15 protein-coding genes and 2 tRNA genes are annotated in these 14,344 nt (G+C 43.8%); 13 read left to right on the top strand and 4 right to left on the bottom strand.

Annotation, left to right across the window (positions count from 1 at the left end; translation table 11 throughout):
* The first annotated feature begins 23 nt into the window (after positions 1-23).
* The 13 genes from ACVBIK_RS18630 to lipA all read left to right on the top strand — a co-directional run bounded on the left by ACVBIK_RS18630 (position 24) and on the right by lipA (position 11,631).
* A complete protein-coding gene (locus ACVBIK_RS18630; protein ID WP_447162501.1) occupies positions 24-518 on the top strand; it encodes an LPS-assembly lipoprotein LptE in 495 nt (164 codons plus the stop codon).
* Positions 518-1,549, top strand: a complete 1,032-nt coding sequence (gene holA / locus ACVBIK_RS18625; RefSeq protein ID WP_447170249.1) for a DNA polymerase III subunit delta — start codon at positions 518-520, stop codon at positions 1,547-1,549. Before ACVBIK_RS18630 ends, holA begins: the two co-directional genes overlap by 1 nt.
* A gap of 14 nt (positions 1,550-1,563) precedes the next feature.
* Positions 1,564-2,193, top strand: coding sequence for a nicotinate-nucleotide adenylyltransferase (gene nadD, locus ACVBIK_RS18620; RefSeq protein WP_447162499.1), 630 nt, complete (start codon positions 1,564-1,566; stop codon positions 2,191-2,193).
* A gap of 169 nt (positions 2,194-2,362) precedes the next feature.
* Complete coding sequence (gene rsfS / locus ACVBIK_RS18615; protein WP_447162498.1) at positions 2,363-2,692, top strand: ribosome silencing factor; 330 nt, start codon at positions 2,363-2,365, stop codon at positions 2,690-2,692.
* Entirely contained in the window at positions 2,692-3,162 is a 471-nt protein-coding gene (rlmH, locus tag ACVBIK_RS18610; protein ID WP_447162497.1) for a 23S rRNA (pseudouridine(1915)-N(3))-methyltransferase RlmH, read from the top strand. The genes rsfS and rlmH overlap by 1 nt, the downstream gene beginning before the upstream one ends.
* A gap of 78 nt (positions 3,163-3,240) precedes the next feature.
* Positions 3,241-5,097 (top strand): penicillin-binding protein 2, encoded by a 1,857-nt coding sequence (gene mrdA, locus ACVBIK_RS18605; RefSeq protein WP_447164544.1) that lies wholly within the window; start codon positions 3,241-3,243, stop codon positions 5,095-5,097.
* Positions 5,094-6,200, top strand: coding sequence for a rod shape-determining protein RodA (rodA, locus tag ACVBIK_RS18600; RefSeq protein ID WP_447162495.1), 1,107 nt, complete (start codon positions 5,094-5,096; stop codon positions 6,198-6,200). The genes mrdA and rodA overlap by 4 nt, the downstream gene beginning before the upstream one ends.
* A 119-nt stretch (positions 6,201-6,319) precedes the next feature.
* Entirely contained in the window at positions 6,320-7,315 is a 996-nt protein-coding gene (gene mltB, locus ACVBIK_RS18595; RefSeq protein WP_447162494.1) for a lytic murein transglycosylase B, read from the top strand.
* A complete protein-coding gene (locus ACVBIK_RS18590; RefSeq protein ID WP_447164543.1) occupies positions 7,302-8,084 on the top strand; it encodes a septal ring lytic transglycosylase RlpA family protein in 783 nt (260 codons plus the stop codon). Before mltB ends, ACVBIK_RS18590 begins: the two co-directional genes overlap by 14 nt.
* Positions 8,085-8,188: 104 nt before the next feature.
* Entirely contained in the window at positions 8,189-9,361 is a 1,173-nt protein-coding gene (locus ACVBIK_RS18585; RefSeq protein WP_447162492.1) for a serine hydrolase, read from the top strand.
* Positions 9,362-9,652: 291 nt separating this feature from the next.
* Positions 9,653-9,919 carry a DUF493 family protein YbeD gene (gene ybeD / locus ACVBIK_RS18580; RefSeq protein ID WP_447162491.1) on the top strand — a complete coding sequence of 89 codons (267 nt, stop codon included), beginning with the start codon at positions 9,653-9,655 and terminating at the stop codon, positions 9,917-9,919.
* A 94-nt stretch (positions 9,920-10,013) separates the two neighbouring features.
* Positions 10,014-10,673 (top strand): lipoyl(octanoyl) transferase LipB, encoded by a 660-nt coding sequence (lipB, locus tag ACVBIK_RS18575; RefSeq protein ID WP_447162490.1) that lies wholly within the window; start codon positions 10,014-10,016, stop codon positions 10,671-10,673.
* On the top strand, positions 10,666-11,631 hold the full coding sequence (gene lipA / locus ACVBIK_RS18570) for a lipoyl synthase (RefSeq protein ID WP_447162489.1): 966 nt from the start codon (positions 10,666-10,668) through the stop codon (positions 11,629-11,631). Before lipB ends, lipA begins: the two co-directional genes overlap by 8 nt.
* Positions 11,632-11,710: 79 nt before the next feature.
* Here the strand turns inward: lipA and rimI are convergent, their stop codons facing one another.
* The 4 genes from rimI to ACVBIK_RS18550 all read right to left on the bottom strand — a co-directional run bounded on the left by rimI (position 11,711) and on the right by ACVBIK_RS18550 (position 13,101).
* Positions 11,711-12,148, bottom strand: a complete 438-nt coding sequence (rimI, locus tag ACVBIK_RS18565) for a ribosomal protein S18-alanine N-acetyltransferase (RefSeq protein ID WP_439267649.1) — start codon at positions 12,146-12,148, stop codon at positions 11,711-11,713.
* Positions 12,148-12,498: a hypothetical protein gene (locus tag ACVBIK_RS18560; protein ID WP_447162488.1), complete on the bottom strand. Its 351-nt coding sequence runs from the start codon at positions 12,496-12,498 to the stop codon at positions 12,148-12,150. The genes rimI and ACVBIK_RS18560 overlap by 1 nt, the downstream gene beginning before the upstream one ends.
* 252 nt (positions 12,499-12,750) lie before the next feature.
* Positions 12,751-12,827, bottom strand: a tRNA-Trp gene (locus ACVBIK_RS18555).
* A 197-nt stretch (positions 12,828-13,024) separates the two neighbouring features.
* A tRNA-Trp gene (locus ACVBIK_RS18550) sits at positions 13,025-13,101 on the bottom strand.
* Positions 13,102-14,344: the final 1,243 nt, after the last annotated feature.

Raw genomic sequence — 14,344 nt, 5'->3', positions numbered from 1 at the left:
CCAAGGAAGACAAAACAAAGCTTATGCTAATTAAACGCATACTTTTAGCAACCTTGGCACTGAGCATTTTGCTCAGTGCCGGTTGCGGCTTTAGATTACAAGGTAGCTACTCTATCCCTGAGCAGCTACAAACCTTAAGCCTTAGCAGTCAAGATGAATACAGTGAACTAACACGTCTAGTACGTGAACGCCTGCGTTTAAACAGTATTGCTGTAGTTAAGCCCGCGAATGACATTCCAGTTCTGCGCCTTATCAGTGACTCACTCGATCGCTCTACGCTATCAATCTACCCAACGGGTAACGTTGCTGAATATGAGCTTATCTACCAGGTAAGTTTTGCCGTACAGATGCCAGGTGCTGAATCTCAACGCTTTGATGTAGCTATCCACCGTGACTACCTTGACGATCCGCGTACGGCTTTAGCAAAGAGCCGAGAAATGGAGCTCTTACTCAAAGAGATGCGAGTTCAAGCTGCTGACAGAATTATTCAAACTCTGGCTTCTACAAAGGTTAATTAATGCGGGTCTATCCAGATCAGTTAACGCGCCAACTTTCTCCATTACCCCAATGTTGCCTTATTTTTGGCGACGATCCATGGTTATGTGAGCAAAGCCGTGCAACTCTGCACAGTGAAGCTAAACGTCAAGGCTTTGAAGAAAAGATCCAGTTAACCCAAGAAACGGGGTTTAGTTGGAATGAGCTTTTTGAGCAATGGCAAGCGATGAGCTTGTTTTCAAGCCGTCGTATTATTGAGTTAACCCTCCCACAAGCAAAACCAGGGGCTGAAGGCAGCACTATGCTGCAATCGCTAATGCAGATGGATAATCCAGATGTATTATTGATTTTAACTGGCCCTAAGCTTGCGAGCGAACAAACCAAGAGTAAATGGTTTAAGGTGCTTGATGCAAAAGGGATTTACGTACCTTGCACGACGCCAGAGGGCGCACAGTTTCAACGTTGGTTAGATGGAAGAATTCAGCATTACGGCTTGTCATTGGCACGAGACCCGCGTGAAATGCTCTTTGCACTTTACGAAGGTAACTTGCTTGCCGCCGACAAAGCACTGCAACTGCTGCAACTGCTCAGTCCTAATGAGCCGATTGATTGCGACCAACTAAGCCAATACTTTGAAGATCAATCACGCTTCAGCGTATTTCAATTAACTGACGCCATGCTCAACAACCAACAAGATAAAGCCCAACATATTCTTTCACAGCTTAAAAGTGAGGGAGTGGCGATGCCAATTATCCTATGGTCGTTATTTAAAGAGCTCGCCGTATTGTTACAACTAAAGACAGCACAGAATAAGCGCGAGCCTCTACAGGGACTTTGGAGCAAGTTGCGCATTTGGGATAAACGTAAGCCCATTTATCAAAATGCACTTAACCGTCTTGAATTGAATCATGTAGAAACCTTGCTTGCTGGCGCTTCAGCCATTGAACTTAAGCTCAAACAACAAGGCATTGAAGACTGGACTGGATTGAGTCACATTAGTCTACTTTTCGATGCTAAAGCTCACGCCAAACTCGCCCATATAACATTAGATTAATATAGGTCTTGAGCATGAGAATTGGCATTTTAGGCGGCACCTTCGACCCTATCCATTTTGGTCATATTCGTCCTGCACTCGAAGCAAAGAACCAGCTTAATTTGGATGAGGTTTGGCTTATGCCAAACCATATTCCACCGCACAAACCCGGCACTCATGTCTCCACTGCCGATAGACTCGCCATGGCGCAGCTTATTTGTGATGAACTACCTCAATTTCAACTTTGTGATATTGAAGCGAAACGCGATACACCTTCCTATTCAGCCATGACTTTAGCTAAATTAAGCAACATGCACCCAGAGCATGAGTTTTACTTCATTATGGGCATGGACTCATTTTTGAGCTTTACTCACTGGCATGAATGGCAACAACTGTTAGACCTATGCCACTTAGTCGTTTGCAAGCGCCCCGGCTGGCAACTTGCTACTAACGACCCAATTCAGGCAATCTTAAAGCCCAGACTTAGCGATAACACCCAAACAACGCCACAAAAATTCGGTAAAATTTTTATGCTTGATGTAGCAGAACAAGATTTCTCCTCAACGCAAATACGTCAGCGACTCATGCAGGGCCTGATGCCAAATGCAGCACTACCCGTCTCGATTCAAGATTACATTCGATGTAATCAGCTTTATACCAATTAGTATAAAGATGTAGATCTCTTTCTTATGTTGATTGGCATTATCTAGCCGATCCTACAGCTAATAAACATTAAACCGCATTCAAACACAGATATTTCTATACAGAACTATTAATCTGGATCTGAAATACTGCTATACTATCGCGCTGTCTTAAAATTAATGGGGTACCAGCGTGGAAAGCGCAGAGTTAAAGCAATTTGTAATCGATAAGGTTGAAGACCTTAAAGCAAAAGATATCGTTGTAATCGACATATCTGAGAAATCAAACATCGCCGATTTTATGGTGGTATGTACGGGTAACTCAAAAACACACGTTAAAGCAATCGCTGAAAATCTAGTGGTTGAGTCGAAGCGTGCCGGTCTGCACATTCTTGGTGTCGAAGGTCGTGAGAGCAGCGAGTGGGTTCTAGTAGACCTAGGCGATGTGATTATGCACGTTATGCAAGATCAAACTCGTGACTTCTACCAGCTTGAAAAACTTTGGTCAGAAAAGCCTGAGTAATGAAGATTCAGTTAGTCGCAGTTGGGACCCGCATGCCAGATTGGGTCGAAACAGGTTTCAAAGAATATCAGCGCCGCTTTCCTCGAGATATGGCGCTTGAATTAATTGAGATCCCTGCTGGCAAACGCGGTAAAAATGCCGATATAGCTCGCATTCTCCAAAAAGAGGGCGAGTTAATGTTGGCGGCGATCCCGAAAGGGAATCATATCGTCAGCTTGGACTTACCGGGTAAAAACCTCACAACACCGCAATTAGCAGAGCAAATGAACAAGTGGTTGCTTGATGGTCGCGATGTTAGCTTGTTAATTGGAGGCCCAGAAGGTTTATCACCTGAGTGTAAAAAAGCCGCTGCGCAAAGCTGGTGCTTATCAGCCTTAACTCTACCTCATCCTCTGGTACGAGTGATTGTTGCCGAAAGCCTATATCGTGGCTGGAGTATCAACAATAATCACCCTTACCATAGAGAATAATATCGACACCCTATAAAACTAAACAGACCTTAATAGGATATGTGCTTGGCACCCTTTTTTAAGCAGGAGAGAATGTAAGTGTCACCAAGAAAGCGCATAACCATGAACGACCATGCGGCCGAGGCGTCGCTATTTAAAAGTCGCGCCCTGTTTACGTTCTTATCTGTATTTATCCTGCTGAGCTTGTTGCTGGTTAACCTCTACAACCTGCAAATCACCTCCTTTAAAGATTACGAAACTCGCTCTAATGACAATCGTATTCGTGTCGTCCCTGTCGCGCCTAGTCGTGGCTTAATCTACGATCGTCACGGCCAATTACTCGCCGAAAACCAACCTTTTTTCTCATTAGAGATGGTGCCAGAAAAGGTTAAAAATGTCAGTGAGACCTTAGATGAGCTCAGCCTCGTTATCGACTTGTCGGCAGATGAAAAAGAAAACGTAATCGATGCACTTAAGTATCACCGTCGTTTTAAGCCTCTGACAATTAAGAACAAACTGACCGAAGAACAAGTTGCAAAATTCAGTGTGAATCAGCACCGTTTTCCGGGCATTTCTGTTGACGCGGGCCTCAAGCGCCACTACCCGTACAATGGTTTAATGACTCACGCATTAGGCTATGTCGGCAAAATCAATAGCCGAGATCAAGACTCGCTTATCCGTAATAACTTGTGGGCAAACTATGCGGCAACAAAAGATATCGGTAAGCAAGGTATCGAAAAGTTTTACGAAAGTATGTTGTTAGGTAAGCCAGGTCACCTCGAAGAAGAGGTTAACAACCGCGGTCGTACCATTCGTATTTTAAAATCTGAGCCGCCAACGCCCGGGCAAGATATCCACCTGACCTTAGATTTAAAGCTTCAACAAAAAGCCATGGAGCTACTTAATGGTCGACGTGGCTCTATTGTTGCAATCGATCCACGAGATGGTGGTATTTTAGCGCTAATCTCTAGCCCAACTTATGATCCTAACCAATTTGTGCATGGCATTAGTAGTAAGGCGTATAGCGAATTACTCAATTCTAAGTCACGCCCACTTATCAACCGTGCGACTCAGGGTCAATACGCCCCAGCATCCACCGTTAAGCCACACTTGGCGTTATTAGGCTTAGAAAATAAAACCGTTACCCAAAAAACGCGTATTTGGGACCCTGGTTTTTGGCAGATCCCAGGTGTTGAACGTAAATACCGTGACTGGAAACGCTGGGGTCATGGCTGGGTTGATGTTAACAGCGCCATTGTTAGCTCTTGTGACACCTATTTTTATGATCTTGCCTATAAAACAGGCGTTGATGCTATCGCCAACTTTATGCAACCCTTTGGATTTGGTGAACGTACCGGCGTTGATATTTTTGAAGAGTCCGCCGGTAACATGCCGTCTAAAGATTGGAAGCGTTTACGCTATAACCAACCTTGGTATATCGGCGATACCATCTCTGTTGGTATTGGTCAGGGCTACTGGACAACAACGCCGCTGCAGCTTGCCAATGCTACCGCTATTTTAGCCAACAATGGCCGCCGTTTTGTGCCACACATGCTTAAGTCGATTCAAGATCAAACCGCTAAAATCGACACGCCGCCCGATGAGCTGCCGCCTATCGTACTATCGAACCCTAAAAACTGGGACATCATTAATGAAGCCATGCGTGATACAGCGCATAAGTCTCGCTTTACCGACGCGCGCTACACCGCGGCGATGAAAACGGGTACCGCACAGGTATTTAGTGTTGCGCAAGATGAAGAATACGATGCGGAAAACATTGATGAACGTCTACGTGATAATGCTTTAATTATTGCTTACGCCCCGTACGAAAACCCTAAAATTGTTCTCGCTGTAGTACTTGAAAACGCGGGTTGGGGTGGCGTTAACGCTGGGCCAGTAGCTCGCGCTTTACTCGACGAGTATTTGTTAAGAGATTCATGGGATAAAACAGAATGAGTGCACACAATAGCCGACCAAACATATGGCAGCGCTTACACATAGACTTGCCATTGCTGTTAGGCCTGCTGGCACTCATGGCTTTCGGACTTGTTGTTATTTATTCTGCCGGCGGTGAAGACTTAGCGCTAATGGATCGCCAACTGTTCCGTATGGGGCTATCGCTATTAGTGATGTTTACTGTGGCGCAGATTAACCCTGAAGTGCTTAGGCGTTGGGCGTTCCCCATTTATATTACTGGGATCATCTTACTGATTGGAGTGCACTTTTTTGGTGAGATCAATAAAGGTGCTCAACGCTGGTTAAACTTAGGCTTTATGGAGTTTCAACCATCTGAACTTATTAAGCTCGCCTTCCCTATTACCATGGCTTGGTATATCAGTAAGTTCCCACTCCCCCCCAAGAAACGCTACCTTGCTGGTGCAGGAATACTGTTACTTGTCCCCACATTACTCATCGCTAAGCAGCCAGATTTAGGTACCTCTATCCTTGTTGCCGCTTCAGGCATCTTTGTACTGTTTCTATCCGGTATGAGTTGGCGTATTGTTGGTGGCTTTATCGGCAGTGTATTGGCGATGCTACCCGTGCTGTGGTTTTTCTTGATGCATGACTACCAGCGTACCCGCGTATTGACCTTGCTTGATCCAGAAAAAGATCCATTAGGTGCAGGCTACCATATTATCCAATCTAAAATTGCCATCGGCTCTGGCGGATTGTGGGGCAAAGGCTGGCTTCAAGGCACTCAATCGCAACTAGAGTTTTTGCCTGAACGGCATACTGACTTTATTTTTGCGGTTATTGGAGAAGAATTTGGGCTTATCGGTGCGTTAATTCTGCTGGCACTATATCTTTATGTAATAGGCCGAGGCTTAGTTATCGCCTCGCGCGCACAAACCAGTTTTGCTCGCTTATTAGCTGGCAGTATAACCTTAACATTCTTCGTCTATATTTTTGTGAATATTGGTATGGTTTCAGGTCTTTTACCTGTTGTAGGTGTTCCTCTGCCTCTAATCAGTTATGGTGGTACCTCGATGCTGACATTGATGACAGGATTTGGCATCTTAATGAGTATTCACACTCACAGACGTTTTATCGACAGATAGCCTTAAGACGCTATTTGATAAAGCCTCACTCTTTATATAGATTTAACCTTCGATGGCATTGTGACGTATTCGAGTGACCTAATCACTATGCCTATCGACTATTAAGGATTGCCTCATAAATGACGCTTTTAAAACGCATTCTTGCACCTTTAGCATTGACTCTCTTTTCATGCTCAGCTGCGGCAGATTCTGACTCAGACGTCAAAGCGCTTAAAACTGAGTTTATTAAAACCCAAAGCGATAAAGGTTTCGATAGCAAAGAAACAGCAGCGTTCATTGCCAACGCCGAATATAACCAAGCGGTTATCGACGCGATGACCAAGCCATGGGAAGCTAAGCCTTGGCATCAGTACTACCCTATATTTCTCACAGAAAAACGTCTAGAAGCTGGGTTAGCCTTCTGGCAAGAACATGCTGACACTATCGCTAAAGCCTCAAAAGAGTTTAATGTTGATCCACAAATCATCGTCGCAATTATTGGCATTGAAACCTTTTACGGTGGCTACATGGGCAATTATCCTGTTAAAGACGCCCTCTACACCTTAGGTTTCCATTATCCGCCGAGAGCAACATTCTTCCGTAGTGAATTTGCCAACCTGCAGTCACTGGTAAAAGAGGAAAATTTAGATATTAATAGCCTGAAAGGCTCCTATGCTGGTGCTATGGGCTTTGGTCAGTTTATCCCGTCTAGCTACCGCCATTACGCAGTGGATTTTGATAATGATGGTAGCCGCGATCTATTAAATAGCACTACCGATGCTATTGGTAGTGTAGCTAACTACTTCCATCAACATGGTTGGCAGAAAAACCAGCCGGTAACACTGCAATTAACGTTGAATAAAGACTTACCTGATACAGTGAAAACGTGGTCTGGTGAGAAAATGCAGTATAACGTTGCTGACATACTATCACCGAACGTTGCACTGGCTGAATCAATGGATATTGATGTGTCACAACCAGCATTAGTGGTAAAGCTTGAACAAGCCGACCACGATGAGTATTGGTTAGGTCTCAAAAACTTTTATGTTATTACCCGTTATAACCGCAGCCCTTTGTACGCTATGGCGGTTTACCAATTTAGTCAGGAATTAAACAAAGCTTATGTCGCGCAATAATACCCTTGCCATTTTATTCTTAACCGCCACATTAGCTGCGTGTTCGAGCGGTGGTCGCTATGAACTTGATGACGATAAAGCGCCAACATCAGCTCCTGATGTCACCAAGGTTGAAGATGCTCACCCTAAATATGAGCCATATAGCCGTGGGGGAAACAAAAAGAACTACACGGTATTAGGTAAGAGTTATCAGGTCATGGACTCAGGTGCAGGCTACGCGGAAAAAGGAATTGCATCTTGGTACGGCGCTAAGTTTCATGGGCACCTCACATCAAACGGTGAAACCTACGACATGTATTCGATGTCTGCAGCCCATAAAACCTTACCACTACCTAGCTACGTTAAGGTCACCAACCTTAAAAATGATAAAACGGTTATTGTACGAGTCAACGACAGAGGGCCATTTCATGCAGATAGAGTTATCGATCTATCTTATGCTGCTGCCCACCGGCTCGACATGCTAAAAACCGGTACCGCAAATGTAAGCCTAGAAGTTATCTATATTGCCAATCCTGAATCGAGTGCACTTGCCGAGCTAAAAGGCACTGAACTTCACTATATTCAGGTTGTAGCATCATCAAACAAAGAACGCTTAGGTCATCTAGCCAATAGCCTAGAGCAAAAATATCAAGTCAAGAGCCGCATTCAAAGCGTAAATAACTTGTATCGTTTGCAATTAGGCCCAATCGGTCAGCAGCAACTAGCTGACAAGCTAACAGAAAAGCTCAAGCAAGAGGGTTACCCTCAAAGTTACCTGCTTACTGAATGAACCAAGATTAATGAACCTAGGCTGAATTCCATTGTCGACTAATGTTATACTCGTTGGAATTACACTTTCTTCATACCTAAACTATTAAGACGTGCATTATTAATATGAATTTACTGAACAAACCTTTAAAAACGCTTTTGTTCGCGACCTCTGTCGCCGCATTATCAGCACAAGCAGCGCCAGTCGTTACCCCAAATGCACCAACAGTGGCAGCTAAAGCTTACGTGCTAATGGACTACAACACCGGACAAATCATTGCTGAAGAAAACGCTTACGAAAGCTTAAACCCAGCTAGCTTGACCAAGATGATGACAAGTTATGTGATCGGTCATGAGATCAAAGTCGGTAACATTGCCCCCACAGATGAAGTAACCATTAGTAAAAAAGCATGGTCAAAAAACTTCCCCGACTCTTCTAAAATGTTTATCGAAGTCGGTAAAACAGTTTCTGTTGAAGATCTAAACAAAGGCATTATTATCCAATCGGGTAACGATGCGTGCGTAGCAATGGCTGAACATATTGCTGGTACTGAAGATGGCTTTGTCGACTTAATGAACTCATGGGCTAAACAGCTAGGAATGCAAGATAGCTACTTTGAAAATAGCCATGGTTTAGACTCTGACAACCATAAAAGTACCGCTTATGACATGGCTATTCTTGGCGCCGCAATTATTCGCGATGTACCAGAAGAGTACGCAGTCTATAAAGAGAAATCATTTACCTACAACGGTATTAAGCAATACAACCGTAACGGTTTGTTATGGGATAAGAGCTTAAGCGTTGACGGTATTAAAACAGGCCACACTTCTGGTGCAGGTTTTAACCTGGTAACCTCAGCAACTAAAGACGGTATGCGTCTTATCTCTGTTGTATTAGGCACCAAGAGTGAAGCCGCACGTAAGGCAGAAAGTAAGAAGCTACTTAACTATGGTTTCCGTTTCTTTGAAACTGTTACACCATACAAAGCTGGCGATACTTTCGTTACCCAAAAAATCTGGTATGGCGACCGTGAAACGATTGACCTAGGTGTTGTCACTGATACCCCTATTACCATTAGTCGCGGCCAAGCTAAAAATTTACAAGCTAACTTTGAACTCACAAAAGAGCTTAACGCCCCTATAGCAAAAGGCGAGACTGTCGGTCGTATCTACTTCCAATTAAATGGAAAAGATATCGCTCAGTTCCCACTTGTCACGCTACAAGAAGTGAATGAAGGCAGCTGGTTTAGCCAATTAATGGATTACTTCAAGCAGATGTTTGCAGGTTGGTTTAGCTAAACCATACTGTATACAAAAAAGAAGCCACCGCAAGGTGGCTTCTTGCATTTGATAGCCAAACAAACCTTGTGAACTTGAACCATACTAACCAATTAGTCATTGACCCAATAATGACTAAATTAAAGTTGCCATATTAAGCAATGAATAACCGTTAACTCATTCTTCTCATTTAAAAATTCATTACACTGCGATTCGAATTTGAGTCAGCAAGAATGATCAAATATTTATTTAGCTTGGTATTAGGTATAATCGTCACCATATTATGGTTATTGCAATCTATGAGAGTGAAAAATGTTAGATACTAAATTTGATGAATTAATGGAATTCCCAGCTTCTTTTCCATTTAAAATTGTTGGAGATGCAAGCGATACGCTAGCTGATCGTGTCGTAGCAGTCGCCCAAAGTTTGGCACCAGATGACTATACGCCAACAACAAAAGCGTCGAGCAAAGGCACTTACAATTCGGTCACCATACGTATAACCGTTACAAGTAAAGAGCAGATAGAGAAACTTTACACCGAACTTGCTGCGATTGAGGGCGTTAAACGCGTACTATAAATATTAATCATAAATGATAAATGTGATCCGTATTACATTTATCATTTTGAAGCGTATAATAGCCCGCACAAATATTTGAGGGGAGAGGTTGCCCTTGTACGATAACGCTTTGCATATTCGTCATCTCGGTAAACAAGATTACGAATCAGTGTGGCACGCGATGCAACACTATACCGATAATCGCGATGAGAACAGTCAAGATGAGATCTGGATTGTTGAACATACGCCAGTATTCACACAAGGCCAAGCAGGCAAGAGTGAGCACATCCTAAATCCTGGTGATATTCCTGTTATTCAGGTTGATCGAGGTGGCCAAGTAACCTATCACGGCCCGGGGCAACTTGTCGTCTACCCTCTTCTCGATATTAAACGCCTCAAAGTCGGTGTACGTCAGCTTGTCACTCACATTGAACAGAGTATCGTCAACATGCTTGTGCGCTATCAGATTGAAGCTTATGCAAAAGCTGATGCGCCTGGTGTTTATGTTGAAGAACGTAAGATCGCATCACTCGGTCTTAGGATCCGTAAAGGATGCTCTTTCCATGGACTCGCCCTCAATGTCGATATGGACATGTCTCCATTTCAGCGCATTAACCCCTGCGGTTACGCTGGCATGGAAATGATCCAGTGCAAACAGCTCGGTGGACCACAAACTGTCGAAGAGGCAGGTCTGCAACTGATTGAAACCCTCAGCCAAGAACTCGGTTTAGATAAGCTAGTTCACCACCAAGGATTACCAGAGTCATATGAATAGGCCTGAAAGATTACAACCTGGCGTTAAACTTAGAGACGCAGACAAGGTTTCACGCATCCCTGTTAAAGTGGTGCCATCTGAACGTGACACCATGCTAAGAAAACCTGACTGGCTGCGAGTAAAGCTACCCGCTTCAAATCAGCGTATTACCGAGATCAAGCAAGCACTGCGTAAAAATGGTCTCCACTCTGTTTGTGAAGAGGCTTCATGCCCTAACCTATCAGAGTGCTTTAACCATGGCACCGCAACATTTATGATTTTGGGTGCTATCTGTACCCGTCGCTGCCCGTTTTGCGATGTTGCTCATGGTCGTCCACTAAAGCCTGATGCTGAAGAGCCTAAGAAGCTTGCACAAACGATCAAAGATATGAAGCTTAAGTATGTCGTTATTACCTCTGTAGACCGTGATGATCTGCGTGATGGTGGTGCACAGCATTTTGCTGACTGTATCCGTGAGATCCGTTTATTAAATCCGCAAATTAAAATCGAAACCTTAGTACCCGATTTCCGCGGTCGTATTGATGCAGCGCTTGAGATCTTGGCGACTGAGCCACCAGATGTGTTTAACCACAATTTGGAAACTGCGCCTATGCATTATCGTAAAGCGCGACCTGGTGCTAATTATCAATGGTCACTCGATTTATTGAAGAAATTTAAAGACCGCCACCCCAATATTCCGACAAAATCAGGTCTGATGATGGGTCTTGGTGAGAGTAACGAAGAGATTGCACAAGTACTGCATGATCTGCGAGCTCATAATGTTGAGATGCTGACTTTAGGTCAATATCTACAACCTTCTAAATTCCACCTGCCAGTTGAGCGCTATGTATCACCTGCGGAATTTGATGAGCTAAAAGAGCTTGCTGAAAGCATTGGCTTTACTCACGCAGCTTGTGGTCCATTGGTACGTTCAAGTTACCATGCAGATCTTCAGGCTCAAGGTAAAGAAGTTAAGTAAATTTACCTCACGCTCGATAGCATAAGTTAAGACAAAAATAGCGCCTAATTAGGCGCTATTTTTATTGGCTACAAGGCGTTTAAAAACTTAGCTGCATCAATACCGCATCTTCAGTGCCAGTATCCGATTTATAGTAACCTTTACGAATACCGGTTTCCTTAAAGCCAACTTTCTCATAAAGTTCTCTTGCAGCAATCGCAGACTGACGAACCTCTAACAGTAATACCTCAGCCCCTTTATCTTTAGCCTCGACGATTACAGCCTTTAACAGCATTTTACCGTAACCTTTGCCCTGCAGTCTGGGTTCAACACAGATATCCATTAAGGTCGCATCTTCAAAAATCTGATGCAAGATAGCAAAGCCACAAAGCTCATCACCATCCAATAACCCAATGCAGTGATACAAATTACCGAAACAACTTTTTATCGTTGACTCACTCATTGGGTGGCTATGCGCTTTAACCGCTATAGCAGCCATCTGAGCAGACATTTCATCGTTTAGCAGTGTAAGTTCCACTACGTATCCTTTTGAGCCATAAAAGACTGTATATTAAGCCACAACGTCTTTTTAGCTTCAGGGTTATTCTCAAGTTCATTAATGGGGGCTGAAAATAAAGTGCTGTCATTAACAACTGTCTGCTTACCACGCATATCCCAAATCACCTTAGCTCCTGGTTCAGCTCTAACAGCAAAACGGCAATGATCCATATTGACTCCGAGTAAACCTAGTACGGTACAGATGATTGGGCTATCGACATCTTTAATCCGTAAAGGATTCACTAAGACAATAGCTATATCAGTTTGGGGAATCGCTTTTTTCCAGCGAGTAATGCTCATGGCATCTAGGTAAGCACTCTTTTCCATCATGACTCACTCAAAGGGGGATAATAACGTTAGAGTGGCTAGCATAGCAGTTAGTCCTCTAATAGGTAACACAGTTTAGACGAGTGCGCAGAAACAATGTAGCACTGAGCTAGATGCTTTTACTATTAAGACTAATAAGCTATCTACAATATCGATGAGTGGCATTCAGTGAAGCAATAGAGCAAAACGAAAAGCAAACACTATCGCAAATAGCAGATGCGAAAAAGCCGAGCTAGTGCTCGGCTTTTTCTAATTTGGCAGGGGTGGGGAGACTCGAACTCACAACATCCGGTTTTGGAGACCGGCGCTCTACCAATTGGAGCTACACCCCTGTTGACGAAACGGATTATGCGTAATCTGCCCCGAAAGGTAAAGCTTTTTTTATTTAAAGCCCATCAAGTGTGGATTTTTCAGACAAAAGCAAAACCTAGTAACATCCAGAGCCTTAAATAACACAAAAAAGCGCTATAACTGAAACGATAAACCGCAGATGCAAAAAAGCCGAGCTAATGCTCGGCTTTCTCTAATTTGGCAGGGGTGGGGAGATTCGAACTCACAACATCCGGTTTTGGAGACCGGCGCTCTACCAATTGGAGCTACACCCCTGTTGAGGACACTAATTTTGCTTAATGTTGAATAAAAGGTAAAGTACTTTTTTGCTAATAACTACCGCCTGCAGGTTTTTCGAGCGCTCAGCAGGTGTTTTGATCACTTTGCCGACTGAAATAGCTCAATAAACAGCACTCACAACACTGCTCGCTGGTATTATAAGCTCAGCACAATATAGGCAACCTCTACGCTTACAATCAAGAAAAATTAGTGAGACTTAAATTTCACTCCCCAGATTACTATAAATGAGCTGCAGTTATTATAGCTACCGAGCCAGTCTAGTGGTTCACCTTAAGTTTTAAAACAATGGCAGGTTTATCTACTCGCGCACCGATTATTGTGAAAAGCCTTCTTATACTCATCTGGATAGAGATTGCCTCCGAAACAGGACATACAACTAGAAAAGAGCAAAGGGATGCTTAGCAGGTCACATCGTATATTAGCAGTTCTGAATAACTCAAACTTATAGATAGGAAGATAGCGGTTCATACAAGCCTTAAAATATTTTATGAGCCTCCCCCCCCCTCTATCGAAGGCTTTCAGCTATGAATATCAGGAGTTTCGCAGCTTAAGTGGATAAGCCACCTAAAATAGGTAGCTCTATTCTGGGTACGTTAGCGCTCAGTGTTCTAAAAACACCCGACGCCATACATGGCACTCAAGGATAAGTATTCCCTCTAGAGTAAGCCCTGTTACTCTTATCCTATAAAGTGTATGTGACTTCTCACGGCCAAATTTGGGAGTGCATCAGGAAGTGACCTACGAGCCACATCAATGCGGGAAGTGTCTATTATGCTGGAGTATATAAACGCCTGTAGTTCGCGCACGCCACATCAAACACACAGGGGCAAAGCAAGGTGTTCTGAATACGTAGCATTCAGACTAGCTTGTTCGCGGAGAAGCTTGTCTTCGTAGTTGGGGCAAGGCATAAGGCCTTTCAATGACATCCTTGTCATCATGGCATTTGTTAGCCCTAAACGTCAGGTGTGCCAAATGCCTGAAACGCATGGACGCGGTTTCTGGCCAAGCGCAGCTGCGTGGCAACATAGAGGGAGTGTCCTTTCGTATATGCGCCTGGAAATGGCCAGCTTCGAGCATGCCGCCATGGATAATGGAATGGACCCATCCACTTTTAATCGGCCTCGCAATGGGCCACGATGTAGTTGCTTAAACTCATCAGAAAGAGGACGGGTCCACTATGAACATTACTACAATTGGTCTTGATATCGCAAAGTCTGTT

Source organism: Shewanella sp. 125m-1 (assembly GCF_052977065.1).
The sequence above is the reverse complement of the archived record's forward strand: the minus strand, read 5'-3'. Positions and strand labels throughout refer to the sequence as shown.

What these genes read in the sequence shown, in the direction of transcription:
- ACVBIK_RS18590 (WP_447164543.1), top strand. Translation starts at nt 7,302, where the DNA reads ATGTCGCGCAATAATACCCTTGCCATTTTATTCTTAACCGCCACATTA.
- mltB (WP_447162494.1), top strand. Translation starts at nt 6,320, where the DNA reads ATGACGCTTTTAAAACGCATTCTTGCACCTTTAGCATTGACTCTCTTT.
- ACVBIK_RS18585 (WP_447162492.1), top strand. Translation starts at nt 8,189, where the DNA reads ATGAATTTACTGAACAAACCTTTAAAAACGCTTTTGTTCGCGACCTCT.
- rodA (WP_447162495.1), top strand. Translation starts at nt 5,094, where the DNA reads ATGAGTGCACACAATAGCCGACCAAACATATGGCAGCGCTTACACATA.
- ACVBIK_RS18560 (WP_447162488.1), bottom strand. Translation starts at nt 12,498, where the DNA reads ATGATGGAAAAGAGTGCTTACCTAGATGCCATGAGCATTACTCGCTGG.
- ybeD (WP_447162491.1), top strand. Translation starts at nt 9,653, where the DNA reads ATGTTAGATACTAAATTTGATGAATTAATGGAATTCCCAGCTTCTTTT.
- lipA (WP_447162489.1), top strand. Translation starts at nt 10,666, where the DNA reads ATGAATAGGCCTGAAAGATTACAACCTGGCGTTAAACTTAGAGACGCA.
- rlmH (WP_447162497.1), top strand. Translation starts at nt 2,692, where the DNA reads ATGAAGATTCAGTTAGTCGCAGTTGGGACCCGCATGCCAGATTGGGTC.
- holA (WP_447170249.1), top strand. Translation starts at nt 518, where the DNA reads ATGCGGGTCTATCCAGATCAGTTAACGCGCCAACTTTCTCCATTACCC.
- nadD (WP_447162499.1), top strand. Translation starts at nt 1,564, where the DNA reads ATGAGAATTGGCATTTTAGGCGGCACCTTCGACCCTATCCATTTTGGT.
- ACVBIK_RS18630 (WP_447162501.1), top strand. Translation starts at nt 24, where the DNA reads ATGCTAATTAAACGCATACTTTTAGCAACCTTGGCACTGAGCATTTTG.